The sequence below is a fragment of the Alistipes sp. cv1 genome, from assembly GCF_900240235.1.
In the GTDB taxonomy this organism is placed as follows: Bacteria; Bacteroidota; Bacteroidia; order Bacteroidales; family Rikenellaceae; genus Alistipes_A; species Alistipes_A hominis.
The window spans coordinates 198,594-217,183 of the sequence record NZ_OEPW01000003.1; the positions used below are offsets into that span (position 1 = coordinate 198,594).

At 52.7% G+C, this 18,590-nt stretch carries 21 protein-coding genes; 14 read left to right on the top strand and 7 right to left on the bottom strand.

Annotation, left to right across the window (positions count from 1 at the left end):
• Window positions 1–6 precede the first annotated feature (6 nt).
• Both C1A08_RS06755 and C1A08_RS06760 read right to left on the bottom strand, forming a co-directional pair.
• A complete protein-coding gene (locus C1A08_RS06755; protein WP_101572289.1) occupies window positions 7–1,914 on the bottom strand; it encodes a RecQ family ATP-dependent DNA helicase in 1,908 nt (635 codons plus the stop codon).
• Entirely contained in the window at window positions 1,911–2,498 is a 588-nt protein-coding gene (locus C1A08_RS06760) for a SagB/ThcOx family dehydrogenase (protein ID WP_228385809.1), read from the bottom strand. Before C1A08_RS06760 ends, C1A08_RS06755 begins: the two co-directional genes overlap by 4 nt.
• A gap of 170 nt (window positions 2,499–2,668) precedes the next feature.
• On the opposite strand from C1A08_RS06760, the gene C1A08_RS06765 reads away from it, so the two are divergent.
• From C1A08_RS06765 to greA, 3 genes are all read left to right on the top strand, one after another.
• Window positions 2,669–3,589 (top strand): alpha/beta hydrolase, encoded by a 921-nt coding sequence (locus C1A08_RS06765; RefSeq protein WP_101572293.1) that lies wholly within the window; start codon window positions 2,669–2,671, stop codon window positions 3,587–3,589.
• Window positions 3,590–3,855: 266 nt separating this feature from the next.
• Window positions 3,856–4,050 (top strand): hypothetical protein, encoded by a 195-nt coding sequence (locus C1A08_RS06770; RefSeq protein WP_055205262.1) that lies wholly within the window; start codon window positions 3,856–3,858, stop codon window positions 4,048–4,050.
• A 50-nt stretch (window positions 4,051–4,100) separates the two neighbouring features.
• Window positions 4,101–4,577 carry a transcription elongation factor GreA gene (greA, locus tag C1A08_RS06775; protein ID WP_055205263.1) on the top strand — a complete coding sequence of 159 codons (477 nt, stop codon included), beginning with the start codon at window positions 4,101–4,103 and terminating at the stop codon, window positions 4,575–4,577.
• 131 nt (window positions 4,578–4,708) lie between these two features.
• On the opposite strand, the gene C1A08_RS06780 is transcribed toward greA, so the two are convergent.
• The 5 genes from C1A08_RS06780 to rpmI all read right to left on the bottom strand — a co-directional run bounded on the left by C1A08_RS06780 (window position 4,709) and on the right by rpmI (window position 7,658).
• Window positions 4,709–5,239, bottom strand: a complete 531-nt coding sequence (locus C1A08_RS06780; protein ID WP_101572295.1) for a hypothetical protein — start codon at window positions 5,237–5,239, stop codon at window positions 4,709–4,711.
• Entirely contained in the window at window positions 5,236–6,360 is a 1,125-nt protein-coding gene (locus C1A08_RS06785; protein WP_101572297.1) for a 6-bladed beta-propeller, read from the bottom strand. The genes C1A08_RS06780 and C1A08_RS06785 overlap by 4 nt, the downstream gene beginning before the upstream one ends.
• Window positions 6,361–6,429: 69 nt before the next feature.
• The gene (locus tag C1A08_RS13085) at window positions 6,430–6,714 is read right to left on the bottom strand and encodes a hypothetical protein (RefSeq protein ID WP_145996532.1); all 285 of its coding nucleotides are present in this window, start codon (window positions 6,712–6,714) and stop codon (window positions 6,430–6,432) included.
• Between the two features lie 306 nt (window positions 6,715–7,020).
• Window positions 7,021–7,365, bottom strand: coding sequence for a 50S ribosomal protein L20 (gene rplT, locus C1A08_RS06790; RefSeq protein WP_055205264.1), 345 nt, complete (start codon window positions 7,363–7,365; stop codon window positions 7,021–7,023).
• A gap of 98 nt (window positions 7,366–7,463) precedes the next feature.
• The gene (rpmI, locus tag C1A08_RS06795; RefSeq protein WP_055205265.1) at window positions 7,464–7,658 is read right to left on the bottom strand and encodes a 50S ribosomal protein L35; all 195 of its coding nucleotides are present in this window, start codon (window positions 7,656–7,658) and stop codon (window positions 7,464–7,466) included.
• A gap of 253 nt (window positions 7,659–7,911) precedes the next feature.
• Between rpmI and C1A08_RS06800 the strand changes: the two genes are divergently transcribed.
• From C1A08_RS06800 to C1A08_RS06850, 11 genes are all read left to right on the top strand, one after another.
• Window positions 7,912–8,082, top strand: a complete 171-nt coding sequence (locus C1A08_RS06800) for a MarR family transcriptional regulator (RefSeq protein WP_055205266.1) — start codon at window positions 7,912–7,914, stop codon at window positions 8,080–8,082.
• A 4-nt stretch (window positions 8,083–8,086) separates the two neighbouring features.
• On the top strand, window positions 8,087–8,941 hold the full coding sequence (locus tag C1A08_RS06805) for an endonuclease/exonuclease/phosphatase family protein (protein WP_055205267.1): 855 nt from the start codon (window positions 8,087–8,089) through the stop codon (window positions 8,939–8,941).
• Window positions 8,942–8,969: 28 nt separating this feature from the next.
• Window positions 8,970–9,821 carry a metallophosphoesterase gene (locus C1A08_RS06810; protein ID WP_055205268.1) on the top strand — a complete coding sequence of 284 codons (852 nt, stop codon included), beginning with the start codon at window positions 8,970–8,972 and terminating at the stop codon, window positions 9,819–9,821.
• 67 nt (window positions 9,822–9,888) lie between these two features.
• Entirely contained in the window at window positions 9,889–12,300 is a 2,412-nt protein-coding gene (locus tag C1A08_RS06815; protein ID WP_101572299.1) for a YfhO family protein, read from the top strand.
• 7 nt (window positions 12,301–12,307) lie between these two features.
• Complete coding sequence (locus tag C1A08_RS06820) at window positions 12,308–13,189, top strand: cell division protein FtsX (protein ID WP_055205270.1); 882 nt, start codon at window positions 12,308–12,310, stop codon at window positions 13,187–13,189.
• A gap of 103 nt (window positions 13,190–13,292) precedes the next feature.
• The gene (locus tag C1A08_RS06825; RefSeq protein ID WP_055205271.1) at window positions 13,293–13,559 is read left to right on the top strand and encodes a DUF3098 domain-containing protein; all 267 of its coding nucleotides are present in this window, start codon (window positions 13,293–13,295) and stop codon (window positions 13,557–13,559) included.
• A 3-nt stretch (window positions 13,560–13,562) separates the two neighbouring features.
• A complete protein-coding gene (locus C1A08_RS06830; protein WP_101572301.1) occupies window positions 13,563–14,360 on the top strand; it encodes an undecaprenyl-diphosphate phosphatase in 798 nt (265 codons plus the stop codon).
• A gap of 32 nt (window positions 14,361–14,392) precedes the next feature.
• The gene (gene truB, locus C1A08_RS06835) at window positions 14,393–15,124 is read left to right on the top strand and encodes a tRNA pseudouridine(55) synthase TruB (protein WP_257937059.1); all 732 of its coding nucleotides are present in this window, start codon (window positions 14,393–14,395) and stop codon (window positions 15,122–15,124) included.
• Window positions 15,125–15,242: 118 nt separating this feature from the next.
• Complete coding sequence (queA, locus tag C1A08_RS06840; RefSeq protein WP_101572303.1) at window positions 15,243–16,292, top strand: tRNA preQ1(34) S-adenosylmethionine ribosyltransferase-isomerase QueA; 1,050 nt, start codon at window positions 15,243–15,245, stop codon at window positions 16,290–16,292.
• A 94-nt stretch (window positions 16,293–16,386) separates the two neighbouring features.
• The gene (locus C1A08_RS06845) at window positions 16,387–17,205 is read left to right on the top strand and encodes a glycogen/starch synthase (RefSeq protein ID WP_101572305.1); all 819 of its coding nucleotides are present in this window, start codon (window positions 16,387–16,389) and stop codon (window positions 17,203–17,205) included.
• The gene (locus C1A08_RS06850; RefSeq protein ID WP_172970806.1) at window positions 17,198–18,565 is read left to right on the top strand and encodes a DUF4270 family protein; all 1,368 of its coding nucleotides are present in this window, start codon (window positions 17,198–17,200) and stop codon (window positions 18,563–18,565) included. The genes C1A08_RS06845 and C1A08_RS06850 overlap by 8 nt, the downstream gene beginning before the upstream one ends.
• Window positions 18,566–18,590 lie beyond the last annotated feature (25 nt).

Here is an 18,590-nt window from a genome sequence, read left to right on the forward strand (position 1 = left end):
GCAAATTTACGGATTTATCCGAAGTTTCCCGTCACTTTCCTCGATTATTTTCTTTTCCCGGAGCAGGACGGTCACGCACTCCAGGATATGACGGATGTCGCGGCGTATCTGCGCTGCGAGCGACCGCACGTCGGCCGGCCCGTCGGACAGCCGGGAGAGGATTTCCCGTTGCAGGGCCTGTTGTCCGGGTGTATCCGTCCCCCTTTTTTTCTGTTCCAGGCAACGGTCGCACGCGCCGCACGGGACTGCATCCGTTTCTCCGAAATAACGCTGTATCAATACGCTGCGGCACTCCGCCGGGTCGGTGGCGTAACGGAACATGCTGTCGAGCCGTTTTTCGGCCACGGCTTTGCGCCGGGCGTAGCTTTCCGGCGAGATCCGGACGTTGGCCACCGGCAAACGCTCTTCGGAAAGGATCAGCATCGGACTTCTTCCGCCCGGAATGTAGCGGATGATGTGCAACTGCCACAATTTCTTAAAAAGTTCGTGCAGACGGGCCACGGTGTATCCCGACAGATGCGCCAGTTCGTCCTCGTCGATCGCGGCGAAGTCGCTGAAAAGTCCCGTATAACGGCGCAGCAGCACGGTGATCAGGTGGTCGAGTTCCTTGCGGTCGACGCGAATCCGGTAGAGTTCGTCGCGCGGCACGACGAACCGGATCCGCGGCGGGTTATCCGACTCGTCGGTCAGGATCAGGTAGCCGTTCGTCTGTAGGATTTTGATGGCGTTGAGCGCTGTCGGGACGAAAAAGCGGAATCGCGCGGCGAATTCGTAGACGTTGAACGGGTGGACGGTTCCCTTGCCGTCCCCTACGGCGACGGAGAGGTAGTTGAACAGCGCTTCGTATACGTTCAGGATCGTTTTTACGGGCGGAAAGTCGAGTTGCATCCGGCGCGTCGCCAGCGGGGTATCTCCCTCGGACAGCAACAGCACCGCATAAGCTTTTTTACCGTCCCGTCCGGCCCGTCCGGCTTCCTGGTAATAGGCTTCCAACGAATCGCACGGGTCGTAGTGCACGACGATCCGGACGTCCGCCTTGTCGATGCCCATACCGAATGCATTGGTAGCGACCATGACCCGCAGCCGTCCCCGTATCCAGTCGTCCTGCCGCGCTGCCCGCATCAGGTATCCCATGCCGCCGTGGTAGAATCCGGCCGTTATGCCGTTTTCGTTCAGGAATCCGGCGATGGTTTCCGTCTTTTCGCGGGTGCGTACGTAGACGATGCCCGTTCCCGGAACGTTGTTCAGAATGCGCAGCAGGTGCTCGTGTTTGTCTTCTGTGTTGCGCACTACGTAACAAAGGTTGCTGCGCGCGAAACTCGTCCGCAGGACGTGCGGTTCGCTGAATTTCAGTTGTTGCATGATGTCTTCGGCCACTTCCGGCGTTGCCGACGCGGTCAGCGCCAGCACCGGTATTTCGGGCTGCAACTCCCTCAGCCGGGCGATCCGCAGGTAAGACGGGCGGAAGTCGTATCCCCACTGCGAGATGCAGTGGGCTTCGTCGACGGCCAGCAGCGATACCCGCATTTTGGCGAAACGCGTCCGGAACAATTCGCTGTCGATGCGTTCCGGCGCAATGTACAGGAATTTCACGTCGCCGTAGACGCAGTTGTCGAGAATCCGGTCGATGTCGCGCGGCTGCATACCCGAATGAATCGACTCGGCGAGGATGCGCCGGCGGCGCAGTTGGTCGATCTGATCTTTCATCAGCGCGATCAGCGGTGTCACGACGATGCACACCCCGTCCAAAGCAAGGCCCGGTACCTGGTAGATGACCGATTTCCCGCCTCCGGTAGGCATCAGCACTAACGTATCCCGACCTGCGCAGACCGATTCGATCGTTTCGAGCTGTAACGGACGGAAATCGTCGTACCCCCAGTATCGTTTCAGTATTTGGCGCAGCCGTTCGGTCATCGGCGGGCCGGGATTCCTACGGTCTGCCCCAGTGCGATATGCTGCGACGATTTCAATCCGAGCGTTTTGGCGACCTCTTCGCGGTTGACCGTCGAGTGAACCACCACGGCCAGCCCTTCGGAAGCCCCGTACAGGTAGACGTTTTGCGCGATCAGTCCGGCGTCGATACCGGCGGTGACGGCGTTGCCCTGCATGTCGCCCTGCGTCATCCGCATGTAGTCGGCCACGAAGATCAGGATCCAGTCCCCGGTGCGGGTGTACTCCTGGCTGTTGACCTTGCCGCGCAGATCGCCTTCGGCGACCGGAACCAACGCGTGCGCTTCGGCGTCGTAGCGGTAAGCCCCCTTACGACCGATCAGGTAGAGGTCGATCTCCTGGCGGTTCAGCGCCGACGGCGCCGTGCGGCGGCCGTCTTCGCGGTTGATTCCCCAAGCTGCCCACAGCAGGTCGGAGAGTTGTTGCTGCGAAAGCGATTTTTCGCCGTCCATCGTGCGGTTCGTCGCACGTTTCGACAACGCCTCCATCAAAGGCATTCCTCCGGTTTTGGACGGAGCCGGAAGTTTGATGATATTGTTCTGTGCCATAGCCCATGAAGTTAATAACAGTGTCGTAAGTGTCAAAATTGCTTTTCTCATCGGATTCGGACGTTTTGTTCCTACAAATTTAATTTATTTTTTTTACCTTTACTAATGCTAAAACGAACGGACGGCGTTGGACGCGTTCGTCTTCCGTAAATTTTATAAATTGTTTTTCCATGAAAAGAATACTTGCTTTTTTGTCGCTGGTCGTTTTGTGCTGCGCCGAAGCATCCGCTCAGACGCCGCAGCTGTTGTATCCGGACGGGAAGTTCGACGGCGACAACGGACTCGACTCTTCGGTCACGGCCGATCGCGACGGCGTCCGTTTCGGCGTTGCCGTCCCGGATTATTTCCTGTTCCGTCCTGCGCCGGACAAGGCGAACGGACAGTGCGTCGTCGTCCTGCCCGGGGGCGGTTACGGTTGTGTTTGCTACCAGCGCGAGGGGATCGACGTAGCCCGCTGGCTGAACGAAAACGGAATTACGGCCGTCGTCCTGCGCTACCGGATGCCGAACGGACACAGCGAAATACCGCTGACCGATGTGCGCCGAATGTTTCGCACCGTGCGCGAAAATGCCGCCGAATGGGGAATCGACCCGTGCCAGGTCGGCGTCATGGGCTTTTCGGCGGGGGGGCATCTGGCGGCCTCGGCTCTGACGCTGTTCGAATTCAGTTACGCGCGTCCCGATTTCGGGATACTGATCTATCCGGTGATTACGATGCAGGACGGATTCTCTCACGGGGGAAGCCGCGATAACCTGATGGGCAAAGATCCGTCCGAAGATCTGATCCGGAGATTTTCGACCGAGCGGCACATCGTTGCCGCCACGGAACATACTCCCGCCACTTCTCCGTGTTTCATCGCGCTGAGCAGCGACGACGAAGTGGTTCCGACGCGCAACAGTACGATGTTCTACGATTCGCTGTGCTCGAAAGGCGTTCCCGCCGAACTGCACGTTTATCCCACCGGTCGTCACGGTTGGATCGGCGACTTCGTCTATTGGGACGAGTACCATGCGTCGCTGTCCCGCTGGCTAAAGCAATTGCGAAAGAAAGCCGCGGCGGCCGATACCGCCTGTCCGAAACTTTCTCGGTAGCGGAGAACGGCCGTTTTGCGGATTGTAATGCCGACCGGTATGGTTCTTAGACCGGCGATTTCGATTACGTCTGCCGTTTCAGCGGGTAATGCTGGAGGCGTCCGCGCCGGACAGCGGCCGAACGGAATCGGGATTTTCCGAGTTTTCGCAAAAAATGCGGTAAACTTGGAAAATCGAAAATCTTTGTTTACATTTGTCTTATCGAAAAGGTTCTGACCCCCCGACAGGGGTCGGGATTTTTTCTTTTTGTTAACGCAAACGAATCGATGAAACCGAAGACACGATTTTATGTTTATGTGGCATTCCTGCTGCTCTCGGTGTTTTGCCTCGGGGGAAGCGTGGTGTTGTGTCTGTTCGACGGGGAGATGCGCAATTACCTGACCGTGCTGATCCTGTCGTGTTGTGCGGTAACTTTTCTTTACCTGCTGCGGCAGATGCTCAATCTGAACGATAAAGGTTGAAAAGCCGCGGCGTGAATTCCTGAAAACATTTAAACTCAATCATTATTATTATGGCATCAAACGTTGTTTATTTAACCGAAGCGGGTTTACAAAAGCTGAAAGACGAACTGGATCACCTCCGTTCGGTCGAGCGTCCTGCTATTTCCGCCGCGATCGCAGAAGCCCGCGACAAAGGCGATCTGTCGGAGAATGCAGAGTATGATGCGGCCAAAGAGGCTCAGGGCATGCTTGAGATGCGTATTGCCAAGTTGGAGGATACCGTTGCCAATGCAAGGGTGCTCGACGAATCGCGTATTGACACCAGTACCGTTCAGATTCTGAACCGCGTAACTCTTAAAAATATAACCACCGGGAAGGTCGTGGAGTACACCCTGGTTTCCGAAAACGAGGCCAACCTGAAAGAGGGCAAGTTGTCGATCGGTACCCCGATCGCACAGGCGCTGCTCGGACACAAAAAGGGCGAAGAGGTCGACGTTACCGTTCCGTCGGGCGTGCTGCGTTTCGAGATACTGAATATTTCGATCTGACCGGTTGGGTTTCCTGAATATATTTACGGATCCGGTCGATTTCGACCGGATCCGTTTTTAATTAATTTATAATCTGTCTTTTAGGGATGGCCCGTTGTCCGAGATAACCGTCCTGTTTGTTGCCTGTTAAATTAATTGTCGATTTCTTTTTTGTATAACTCCCACAATTTGTCGTTGTTGATGGGCGATCCGATTAGACGTACACGATTGTTTTTATCTAAAAGTAACGTATGATAAGCGGATTCTTGAGGTAATCCGTTTGCTGAAATAAAATTAGAGGTTGAATCGTAAATTACAGGAATATCCGGCAAAGCTTCACGGATGTAATGTTCAGTTAAATTTCTGTTTTTGCTCTGTACGATAAATATAAAAGACGGATTTTTATCGAGTAGTGACAATTCTTTCTTTTTCAGGAACCATTCTTCCAGCCTCCAGGAACAGCGCTCACAATCTGATGATTCGGCGAATATTACGATTTTAAAATGGGATGTATCCATCATGTCGGAGATTAGCGTATCTTTCCCATTGATGCAATAGGAATGGTTTTTAATTAAAATTTGCTTGTCGAGAATCTTGTCGAGTAATTCAGGCGCATCTGTGCGATTATTATTTACGCAGGCAAAAAGAAGTATGTTGGTTAATACGACAAAAATTATTTTCATTTCAAATGATAGGTTATCAGGACTCCGTCGCCTTTGTCCATATGTTTTTTTACTGAATCCGGTAATGTACATAATCCGTTTTTCATCTGAAAAATATAAGTCGAATAATCATAAAGTGAAAAAATCTGATTGTCGAAATAAGCCAGTGGTTTTTGCAAAAAGCGGGATGTATCTTTGATTATGTTCGTGCCCACCACCGTTTGGCGATTCAGATCGTATATGAAAGGCTGTCCTCCGTATTTATCTTCATTGAATTGTCCGATCATATATTTGGGTGTCATGATCGGTGTTTCGCTCAGATAATGAAATCCGGATAGTCTTTCCGGGTCGTTTTTTGCCTCTAGTGGGGCTTTTCTGTTTTTGAAATCGATGTGATAAACTTTCACTGAATCCGGCGCTTTTCTGTCGAAAACGGCTATGGAATCTGAAACCAGCGTATTAAAGACGAAATATCCCTTGGAATGAGTTAAATACGAGAATCGGGATAAGACGCTACAGTCGTTTTCATTTGTCGGGAAAATGCTGTTTTTGATATTCATATCCGAATCGGTAATATATATGCGGTAAGGTTGTTGGCCGGGAGAAAGGATGGCGCCGTCGACTACAGCCCATGAAAAAATGTAATTTCCGTTATCGAAAACAGCCATATCATAAACAACAAACGGTAGAGTTTTCTTTGTGATGAAGTTCCCGTTTTGGATGTCATGTAGCAACAATTCGTGTTTAATATTGTCGATCAGGTAAATAAATTTGTCGTCTACGGTAAAATTGCGAAGTTGGATATACTCTTTCGGCCCGCGCCCCCTGTTCCCTGTTTTGTATAGAAATTTCCCGTTTCTGTCAAAAACCAGTACTTGGTTTCGGCCTATAAAATCAAAAATAAAGATTTTATCGTTTTTTACGATTAATTTATCGATTTCTCTAAAAAGACCGTCCGGATGGGCTTCCAATAAAATATATTCTACGGTGTCGATATAGTTCGCTGCGGTACTATCCTCTTGTTCGATCCAGGAAAGATTTTTTTGATCGTTTTGCGATATCGTATTTGGTTGTTGAGTACAGGCAGAGATGCTGGATAAAATTATGCAGGGTAAAATTGTCTTTATAAAATAGTTCATCATGAGATAATATTATTTATGCTTTAACAACAGAGACAGATTTTTATATCTGTCTCTGTTGTTTATATTCGATTAACCGTGTAAATTGCATGGACGGCGTTCGCAATGTGTACCCGTTCCTTGACAGGTTACAACCGTTGTCTGGCAATAGATTGGTTTCCCTTTTTTGTCATAGCCGATAAGAGCGCCGCAAGTAAAACTCATAGGAGCTCCTTTGTCTGAAGATGATTCATCTTGACTTAGAGCCTCTATATCTCCCACCAGTAGATCATATTTAGTATTTGCCGGTGTGGAAACGTTGTAAAAAGTTACTGCCGCAACACTAAATGCGACTGCTAAAAATAAATTTCGTTTCATTTAATAGTTTTTTTAATTAATATGAATTAAATTTTGTTTGAAATAAAATCGAGAAATACGTAATTTCTCCGTCTGACTGTTTGTTTTGCTATACACATCCTTTTTGTTAATTTATAGAATGTGATTTTGATTTGCTAAATTATAATTTTTTTTGTAATTATTATTGTTTGAATTGTTTTGTGCTGTAAATTAGACTAAAATTAGCATAATGGCTGAATGTAGTAAGTAGTAACCAACAAAAAAGTGCCGAAATTGTTTCCGACACTTTTTCTTTAGCTGGTTTGTCCGGGAGGCCCGGAGAAAGCGCTATTTCACTGTTTTAACGATTTTTTCGAATGCTGCGGCGTTGTTCATAGCCAGATCGGCCAGGACTTTCCGGTTGAGCCGGATTCCTTTGGCGTTCATCTTACCCATGAATTCCGAGTAGGTCATTCCCTGACCGCGGACAGCGGCGTTGATACGCTGAATCCACAGGCTGCGGAACTGACGTTTTTTGTTCTTGCGGTCTCTGTACGCATAGGTGAGACCTTTTTCTACGGTGTTTTTGGCGACCGTCCATACATTTCCCCTTGAACCAAAGTTACCTTTGGCAAGTTTCAAAACTTTTTTTCTTCGGGCTCTGGATGCAACTGCATTTACTGACCTTGGCATAATTGTAAAGTTTTACGAGCGGTTAGCGGCATGGTTCTCCCACACTCTTCGGGGCTAAGTCACTCTTTGTTTGACATTGATGTAAAACGCGCGGCGGTTTATTTAACCAGCAGCAGTTTTACGTTGGCTTCATCGACCTTCGAGATCAGTCCCGAGTAGGTGAGATTCCGTTTTTGTTTTTTCGTTTTCTTCGTCAGGATGTGACTTTTGAAAGCATGCTTTCTTTTGATCTTTCCTGATCCGGTGAAGTCGAAACGCTTCTTGGCACCGGAATTGGTTTTCATTTTCGGCATTCTACTAAAAATTTTAATGTTAAACAGCCTTCAAAGGTAGGAATTAATCCCGGAATAAAAAAATCCCGTTTTTACGAAATATTTTTCGACTTGAGTGATTTTTAATTAAAGTTATTTTAATCAGATGTTTATGAGGGATGGCTCCGTCGTTGTTCCGGTATCGTATTTTCCGATCGCCCGATAAAAATTTCCGATTTGCAAGAACCGGGCGAAATGCTTATTTTTACGTCACCAACCAAATCGGAATCGAGTCATGGAAGAAAAAATTCTCAAAGCCCTTCAGGAAAAGGGTGCGATGCGTCCCGGCGACATCGCGGCTGCTGCCGGCGTCGAAAAAGCCGAAGCCGACAAAGCGATCAAAAAACTGGTCAAAGAGGGCAAGGTCTACTCTCCGAAACGCTGCTTTTACGACATTCAGAAGTAGCGGCATGAACAGATTGATCTTGTATCTGTCGGCGCTGATCCTGTTGTTCGGCGCCGATAGTCTCGTTGCCCGCAACCGTCCGCTGAACATAGGTTCCTACAACATCCGTTGCAACAACCCCGGCGACGGCGAAAATGCGTGGCCGAACCGTAAGGAACGGGTTAAAGCGCTGATTTTATTTCATGAGTACGATGTTGTCGGCGTGCAGGAGGCCCGTCCCGAGCAGATGGAAGACCTGCAACAAATGCCCGGTTTCGCGTCGGTCGGCGTCGGCCGCGACGGGGAGGCGGGAGGCGAGTTCTCAGCGATTTTCTACCGCGTCGACCGGATTCAGGTACTCGACAGCGGAACATTCTGGCTCTCCGAAACGCCCGAAAAGGTGTCGAAAGGCTGGGACGCCGCTTTGAACCGGATCTGTACGTGGGCCAAGATGAAGGACCGCGCCACGCGTCGGGTGTTTTACTTTTTCAATACGCATTTCGACCATATCGGTCCCGTGGCGCGGCATAAGTCGGCCGAACTGCTGGTCGCCCGGATCCGCGAGACGGTCGGGGAGAAGTATCCGGTCTTTTGTTCCGGCGATTTCAACTCGGGGGCCGGGAGCGATCCGGTCGAGGTGATGCTGAGCGCTTTTTCCGATGCGGAAGCCGTGTCGCAGACGCCGCCCTATACGCCGGGTTGGAGTTACACCGATTTCGGGGTGAAGGTTCCGGAGCGGTTGATGAAAAAAGGCAAGATCGACTTCCTGTTCGTCAACGACCGCGTGACGGTGCTGAAATTCGGCATCCTGACCGATTCGGACGGGCGCAATCATCCGTCCGACCACTTTCCCGTCTTTGTCGAAGCGTTGTTGAAATAATCACGGCGGCGAACGGGGAACTGTAAAAATGGGAAAACTGCTGGTTTGGATTATGATTCTGGGAAGCGTCGCCTCCTCCGTCGCCGCGCAAAAGCGCAGCGATCCGTTCTTTTTTATCCAACTGAGCGATCCGCAGTTGGGATTTATCGACGACAACCGTTCCTACGCCCGCGAGACGGAGTTGATGGAGCTTTTTACCGATGCGATCAACCGGCTGCGGCCCGCGTTCGTGGTCGTGACGGGCGATATGGTGCACGACCTGAACGACGCCGGACAAGTGGCCGAATTCGACCGGTTGATCGCCCGGATCGATCCGGCGATCCCGGTCTATTTTACGCCGGGCAACCACGACGTGGGCAACGAGGCAAGAGACCGGCTGGTCGAGGCTTATATTAAAAAGTACGGTTACGACCGTTTCGCATTCGCACACCGCGGCGCTTACCTGATCGGGTTGAATACGCCGGTCGTCTGGGCCGATTGTCCCGACCGCGAGCGGAAGCAGTGGAGATGGCTCGCGGCGAAACTGAAACGCTCCCGGAGGTATGGCCGTACGATCGTGCTGGGACATCATCCGTTTTTTCTCGAATCGGCCGATGAGAAGGACCGTTACGAAAATATCCCGTCCGTTCGCCGCGGAAAGTACCTCGACCTGTTCGCGCGGTACGGCGTGGACTGTTACCTGTCCGGGCACCTGCATTTCTGCGCTTCGGGTTCGTTTGGGGGCGTGCGATTCCATACCGCCGGGGCCGCCGGTCGGCCGCTGGGCAACGACCGTTCCGGATTCCGGGTCGTAAAAGTTTTCCCGGAGAAGATCGAAACCGTCTATTACGGTTTCGACCGGCTGCCGGAGCGGATCGACGGATTCCCGGCCGGGAATTAGAGCGCGGGTGGGGAATTCTCAACATTTTTTCGTTACTTTGCAGACTGACATTTATTAGCTTATCCGCATGGAGTCTAAACAAGCCCTCAAACGATGGATGCCGATATTGGTGGCGCTGGTCGTTTTCGTCGTGATCAACCTGTTCTATTTCGCCCCGCAGTTCGACGGGAAAGTGCTGGCTCAGCACGATATTCTGCAATATAAGGGCAGTGTCGAAGACATTATGCAGCACCGTGCGAAGTATGGCGAAGATCCGCAATGGGAAGGCAATATGTTCAGCGGGATGCCGGCCTACCTGATCAACGTACAGTACGAAGGCACGATCATCAAGACGCTGGCCCGCGTATTTTATTTCCTCGGACAGCCCGCTTCGCTGATTTTCATTGCGATGGCGATGTTTTTCTTCATGCTGTTGTGTATGCGGTTCAATCCGTGGATCGGAATCGTTCCGGCTCTCGCTTACGGTTTTTCGACCTATTTCTTCATCATTATAGGGGCCGGACACATTACAAAGATGCTCGCGCTGGCCTTCGCTCCGATGCTGTTCGGCGGCGTGTATTACGCGTTCCGGCGGAATATGTGGATTGGCGCCGCGCTGACCGGTGTTTTCGCCACGATCGAAATCGGGGTCAATCACCCGCAGATTACCTATTATTTCTTATTTATTTTGATTGCTTTCTGGGTCAACGAGTTGGTGCTTTCGATCCGGGAAAGGATATTGCCGCATTTTGCCAAAGCGACCGGACTGCTGGCGCTGGCGGCCGTGCTGGCCGTAGGGAGTAATGCGGGAATGCTTTATTATATCGACAGCCATTCGTCCGAGACGATGCGCGGCGGTAGCGAACTGACTTCCGCTGATGGGAAGAAGCAGGACGGACTCGGCCTGCAGTACGCTACGGCGTGGAGTTACGGTAAGGCGGAGACTTTCAACATGCTGATTCCGAACCTGTACGGGGGAACTTCGCAAGGCGGGTTTTCGCAGGACGGGGAGGTCGCCGGGGTGCTGAGGAATTACCGCGCCGACGTTTCGCAGGTTCCCGCGTACTGGGGGCCCCAGCCGATGACCAGCGGCCCCGTTTACCTGGGGGCCGTGGCGTTGTTGCTGGCCGTGCTCGGCATGTTCGTGCTGCGCGGGCGTTCGAAATGGTGGGTGTTCGTCGTGACTCTGCTCGCGGTGCTGTTGTCCTGGGGAAGTAATTTTATGGGATTCACCGAGTTGTTTTTCAACTATTTCCCGATGTACAATAAGTTCCGCACCGTGTCGATGATCTTGGTGATCGCCGAATGGAGCGTGCCGTTTCTGATGGCCGTCGTGTTGCAGCGGCTCTGGTGCGGCGAATTCGACCGGCAGCGGTTGATGAAAGGACTTCGATCGGCGGTGCTGACGGTCGGAGGAATCGCGTTGCTGTTCCTCGTGTTCGGCGGCGCGCTGATGTCGTTTTCCGGTCAGGGCGAAGATCAGCTTCCGCAGGAGGTGGCTTCGGCGATGCGTTCCGAGCGCGCCTCGATGATGCGGGCCGATGCGTTCCGTTCGTTGCTGTTCGTGCTGTTGGCGGCCGGCGTAGTCTGGGCGTTCGCGGCGGAAAAGATCAAGAAGACGGCTTTCGTGCTGCTGCTCGGCGTGTTGGTGACGGCCGATATGGTGCCCGTCAACCTGCGCTATCTGAACGGCGACACATTCGTTTTGCCGAACCGGGCCGAAATCCGTCCGACGGAGGCCGACCGGCAGATCCTGGCCGACTCGACCGGCGAGCCCGGATACCGGGTGCTGAATCTTTCGGTCAGCACGTTCAACGACGCTTCGACTTCCTATTTCCACCGTTCGGTCGGCGGCTACCACGGAGCCAAGCTGCACCGCTACCAGGATCTGATCGACCGCCATCTGTCGAAGATGAATATGAACGTGTACAATATGCTCAATACGCGCTACGTCATCGTGCCGGATCAACAGACGGGCCGGTTATCCGTGCAGCATAATCCGGAAGCCAACGGCGCCGCCTGGTTCGTCGATTCGGTAGCTTTCGTCGAAACCCCCGATCTGGAGATCGATGCGCTGACGACGACCGATACCAAACGGGTGGCCGTAGTCGACGAGCGCTTCGCCGATGCGTTGCAGGGAGTCGTGCCGGCGGCCGACTCGACTGCGTCGATCCGGATGACCGAATACAGGGTCAATCTGCAACGTTACGAATATACGGCCCCGGCGGAAGGGGTCGCCGTATTCTCCGAAATTTATTATCCGCACGGATGGACGGCCTATGTCGACGGCGAAGAGGCGCCCTATTTTCGTGCCGATTACGTGCTGCGGGCGATGGCGTTGCCGGCGGGAAACCATACGGTCGAGTTCCGTTTCCGCGCTCCGCACTATGCGGCGCTGACGGCCGTTACGCGCGCCTGTTCGCTGTTGCTTTTGGCCGGGCTGGTCGCAGCCGTCTCCGTCGCGGCGGTACGCAAACGCAAACAAACGGAAAATAGCTGATTAGGTTATGGCTGTAAACAATAACAGGAAAATCAAACGCAAGGTTCGGAATGCCTACATTATTTCGACGGTCAGCATCGCGCTGGTGCTCTTTCTGCTCGGCGCGGTGGGATACCTGATCCTCGGCGCGCTGAACGCTTCGAACCGGCTGAAAGAGAACGTGTCGGTGTTCGTGATGCTGAAAGACGGCATTCCGGAGGAGACTTCCGCTGCGGTAAAGCGGCAGTTGGAGACGAACCCCGCGATCCGGGAAGTGAAATTCATTCCGAAAGACCAGGCGGCGGCCGATTTCCAGGCCTATCTGGGAAGCGATTTCGTCGAATTTCTGCAGACGAATCCGCTGCCGGATTCCTACGAGGTGAAACTGGACGGACGTTCGGCCGAAACAGGGGCGCTGTCGGCCCTCGAGAAGCAGGTCATGTCGTGGGACGGGGTCGACGAGGTGGTCTACCAGCGGAACGTGATCGAGCAGGTTACGTCCAACATCAATAAATTCAACCTGGTGCTGTTGCTGTTCGGCGGCGCGCTGCTGATTATTTCGCTGATCCTGCTGAACAATACGATCCGCGTTACGATTTTCTCGAAACGTTACCTGATCCATACGATGAAGCTGGTCGGGGCCACGCGCTGGTTTATTACGAAGCCGTTCCTGGGCGGCAGTATCTTGCAGGGAATCTATGCCGGGCTGATCTCGTGGGCGATGCTGGCCGTGATGATCGCCGGGCTGCACGAAGGGCTGCCGGAGGTGAAGTTCGTTTCGGATCAGTTGCAACTGCTGTTCATTTTCGGGGCGATGATGGTGGGGGGTATTCTCATTTCGCTGGTGTTCACCGCTTTCGCCGTTCGTAAATTCCTGCGGATGCGGACCGATAAGTTGTATTTGTATTGATTTTTTCGGAATCCGGCCCGGTTTTACAATGATTGCCGGCCGGTTGCGTTATATTTTAGAGCATAACAGGCGGCGGGCCTGCCGTCATAAACACGGAGAACGGATGAAAAAAAATGAGAAAAACACGACGGACGCCGGAAAATCGAACCGGATGCCGTTGACTTTTACCAATTATAAGTTGATGCTGATCGGCTTTGCCGTGATCGTCCTCGGATTTATCCTGATGAGCGGCGGCGGCAGCGACGATCCGAACGTGTTCAACGAGGATATGTTCAGTTTCCGGCGCATTACGCTCGCTCCGCTGTTGGTGCTGGGCGGTTTCGCCTTCGAGATTTACGCTATTATGAAGAAACCGAAAAAGGAGGAGTAACCGATGGAGGTGTGGGAAGCGGTCGTCTTGGGGCTGGTACAGGGACTTACGGAGTTTTTGCCGGTGAGCAGTTCCGGCCATTTACAGATTTTCAATACGTTGTTCGGTCTTCAGGGCGAAGAGAACCTGACTTTCGCCGTCGCGGTGCACGCCGCTACGGTATGCAGCACGATTGTGGTTTTCCGCAACGAACTGGCCCGGTTGATCGCCGGATTTTTTCGTTTCCAGTGGAACGACGAAACGATCTATATTTGCAAAATAATGCTTTCGATGGTACCGGTGGCGATCGTCGGATTTTTCTTTAAGGATTATGTGGAGGAACTTTTCGCATCCGGATTGTTGGTCGTGGGGATTTCGTTGCTGATTACGGCTGCGCTGTTGTCTTTCGCCTATTACGCCCGTCCCCGGCAGAAAGCGGAAATTTCGTTCAAGGATGCTTTCGTAATCGGGCTCGCGCAGGCTTTCGCGGCGATCCTGCCCGGTCTTTCGCGTTCCGGATCGACTATTTCGACCGGACTGATGCTCGGCGACCGCAAGGAAGAAGTAGCCCGGTTTTCGTTCCTGATGGTGCTGATCCCGATTCTCGGCGAGGCATTCCTCGATGCGATGAAGGGCGGGTTCCACCCTTCCGAGAGCGGAATTTCGGCCGTTGCGCTGCTGGCCGGTTTCGTTACGGCCTTCGTGTCGGGATTCATTGCCTGCCGCTGGATGATCGGGATCGTGAAGCGGGGCAAGCTGATCTATTTTGCCGTGTACTGCCTGTTGGTCGGCGCGGCGTCCATCGTCTATTCGCTGGTCTGAATCCGAATTGAACAGTCTTAAAAAAATTCATTTTGAAACAACCGCTTTCTGCCGATCTGCCCTTTGCCGAAGGGTATGTGCTTCCTATCGACAAACCCCTTGGGTGGACCTCTTCGGACGTCGTCCGAAAAATTAAGGTAATAATGCGCCGGCTGGGACATCGCAAGATCAAGGTCGGACATGCCGGCACGCTCGATCCGCTGGCCACCGGCGTCCTGATCGTGTGTCTGGGACGCGCGACCAAACAGGCCGAAGCGTTGCAGGCGCAGCCGAAAGAGTACCTGACGACGCTGGCGTTGGGAGCGACTACGCCCAGTTTCGATATGGAACACCCGGTCGACCGGACTTTCCCCTACGAACATATTACGCGGCAGATGCTCGAAGAAGCCTTGCGCGCGATGGAGGGCGAACAGATGCAGTTGCCTCCGGTCTATTCGGCCAAGTCGATCGATGGCAAACGGGCCTACGAATACGCCCGGCAGGGGACGGAAGTGGAGATGCGCCGCGCGCCGGTTACCGTGTACGGGATGCGGCTCGAGTCTTTCGAACCGCCCCGGGCGACGCTCCGGATCCGGTGCAGCAAGGGAACTTATATTCGTTCGATCGCCCGCGATCTCGGTGAAAAGCTGGGCAGCGGGGCCTACCTGACGGCGCTTTGCCGTACCCGTAGCGGCGATTTCACGCTGGAAGACGCCTATACGCTTCCGCAGGTGCAGGGGCTGCTGTTTCCCGATCCGGATGGAACGGAGGACGTGCGCCGGTAGGCCGGAGGCTCCGTTCGCGCGAAAAAGATCGGCGCAGTGAAACAAAAGCCAAAATTTTGCGTATAAATAGTATTGTCCCGTTTGAATTTGCAGATTCCAAAGTTCATTTCAATAAATAATGAAATTATCTCAGTATAATTACAATTTCACGGCCGATATGTTGGCCAAATATCCGGCCGAGTGCCGGGACGAATCCCGGCTGATGGTGCTGAACCGCAAAACTGGAAAAATCGAGCATCGGGTTTTCAAAGACGTAGTCGATTATTTCAAGCCGGGGGATATTTTCACTTTCAACGATACCAAGGTGTTTCCGGCCCGCCTGTACGGCAACAAAGAGAAAACGGGCGCCGAGATCGAGATCTTCCTGTTGCGCGAGCTGAACCGGGAACTCCGGTTGTGGGATGTTCTGGTGGATCCGGCCCGCAAGATCAGGATCGGAAACAAACTCTATTTCGGTGACGACGACCTGCTGGTGGCCGAGGTGATCGACAATACGACTTCCCGTGGACGGACGTTGCGTTTCCTGTTCGACGGCGATTACGACGAATTCAAGGCCGCCCTGTTCAAACTGGGCGAGACGCCGCTGCCCAAGTGGATCCGTACGAAGGTTGAGCCGATCGACGACGAGCGTTACCAGACCATATTCGCCAAAAACGAAGGAGCCGTAGCTGCGCCGACAGCCGGCTTGCACTTCAGTAAGCACCTGCTCAAGCGAATGGAAATCAAAGGAATCCATATGGCTTTCCTGACATTGCACGTCGGCCTCGGAAATTTCCGGACGGTGGACGTAGAGGATTTGACCAAGCACAAAATGGATTCGGAACAGGTGATTATTCCGCAGCAGACTGCCGAACGGGTGAACGAAGTCAAGGATGCGGGCGGCAAGGTTTGCGCGGTCGGTACGACGGTGATGCGTTCGATCGAGAGTTCCGTGTCTACCGACGGCCGGCTGAAGCCGTTCGAAGGCTGGACCAACAAGTTTATATTCGAACCGTACGAATTCAGCGTGGCCAACTGCATGATCACCAATTTCCACCTGCCCTATTCGACGCAGTTGATGATGGTGGCGGCTTTTGCCGGTTACGACCTGTTGATGGACGCTTACGAAGTGGCCCGTACGGAGGAATACCGTTTCGGGACCTACGGCGATGCCATGCTGATCCTGTAAACGGGCAAAAAAGCCGTTGCGCAGCACGGTAATCGTAAAAAAAATAGTATCTTTGTATCAGGTCTCAAATCCTATTGATGAAAAATTCGTACCAATGAGTAACTGCAAAATTCTTTATGTCTGTCAGGAAATAACTCCGTATCTCCCTGAAAGCGATATGTCCGTTTTATGCAGAACGCTCTCCCAAAATATGCAGGAACGAGGAAATGAGATTCGAACCTTCATGCCGCGTTACGGTTTGATCAACGAACGGCGCAACCAGTTGCACGAGGTGATCCGCCTGTCGGGAATGAACCTGATCATCGATAACAACGACCATCAGCTGATCATTAAGGTCGCTTCGATTCCTGCGGCGAGGGTGCAGATCTATTTTATCGACAACGAAGATTATTTTCACCGCAAGGCGATCGTCCGCGACGAGAACGGCGTTTTGTTCCCGGACAACGACGAGCGGGCCATCTTTTTTGCCAGGGGGGTGCTGGAGACGGTCAAAAAACTGCGCTGGACGCCGGACGTGGTGCACTGCCACGGATGGTTCTCTTCGATCGTGCCGGTTTACCTGCGCAATCTGTTCGCAGACGATCCGATATTCAAAAAAGTGAAGATCGTCGTTTCGCTTTACGACGATGCGTTCGAAGGAGAGCTGGACAAAAAGTTCAAAGCCAAGATACAGGGCGAGGGCGTGCCTAAAAAATATCTCGATTATCTGGACGATCCCACATACGAAAACCTGATGAAGTTCGTTATCAACTATGCGGACGGCGTAATTTTCGAGACGCCGGAGCCTGCTGCGCCGATCGTGGATTTCCTGCATGAAAAGAAAAAGCCTTTTCTGGAGTTCCAGGATAAAACGACGGCAGAATATCTGGATCATTATCAGGCGTTTTACAACAAAATACTCGCAAATGAATAGGCCGAATCGAAGAGGGATCGCAGCGACACTGTTGCTCACGGCAGCCATCTTGTTTTCTTGTACGAAAGTGGATAATCAGTTCGGGGACGATTTCATTCCCGACGACGAGCAGATGAAGGTCTGTTTGGACACTTTGCGCGGTATCGACACTTACCTGACCGAGTCGGATTCGTTCCCGACGAGCGGAATGGTCTACGGTTATATGGGATCGGGTTGGGATCCGGTTTTCGGCCGGACGAAAGCCTCTTTTTGCGCCCAGTACAACATGAATTATTTTACGACGGGCAGCGAAATGTTCGGTATCGCGCCGGTGTTCGACTCGTTGATGTTGTGGCTGACGTTCAACGGTTCGTTTTACGGCGACTCGAGCAAAACCCAGAAATTCAATATCTACGAACTGACCGGGTACTTGGACAGCGATACGACTTATTATGCCGATTTCGACCCGTCTTCCATCGTGAGCGACAAGGTGCTGTTCAGTTTCGAGATAACCGGCGTCCCGTCCGAAGAAGTGATGCTGAAGCTGGACAGCGAAGCCGCTATCGAGTTCGCCCACCGGCTGATGGATACCACGGGGGGGACTTATACCAGCGATTCCCTGTTCCACGATGCGTATAAGGGATTCTGTTTTGCTCCGGATCCTTCGTCCGACCCCGATGCGTGCGTTTACCGGCTCGCCCTGGCGTCGATGGAGATGGGGCTCTATACTCGCAACTTTACCGATGCGACGGCGACGACTCCCAAAGATACGGTCATTACTTATTATTCGTTCGACAATACGCTGTTCAATCAGGCCCATGTCAGTATGATCAGCCATGATTACACGGGAACTCCGATTCAGGGGATCAACGATACGCTGACGACTTCGACGCCGCTGCCGTACGGTTATGTGCAGACGCTGGGCGGGGTGGCTACGTTCGTGCGGTTTACCGACGATTTCGTCGATCAGTTGCTCGGGAAGGTCGTCGCTCCGTACAATTCGATGGTTATCAACAAAGCGTCGCTGGTCTGGTCGCTGGCCGATCCTACCGCAGAGAATTTCAATCAGGCGCCTTCGCGGATCGGTTCCTATTCGGATTATAGGAAGTTTACCGGGATTCCGGACTACGACTATACTTACGAAACGAGTTCCGGCACGAGCCTGATATACGGAGGTTATCTGGATCGGACGAACGGCAATTACGCTACCGACATCACGATCTTTCTGCAAAAACTGATCGCCAAGCCCGACAGCGCTCCTCGGACGATGACGCTGGGCCCCGGCGGAGACCTACTCGCCGAATTCAAACAGGTGAAGCTGAAGACCGGGGCGAGCGATCCGCCGTTGCGGGTGATCGTCGCTTATACGTTGGTAAAATGATTCGGAAACAAATCAACGAAACCTA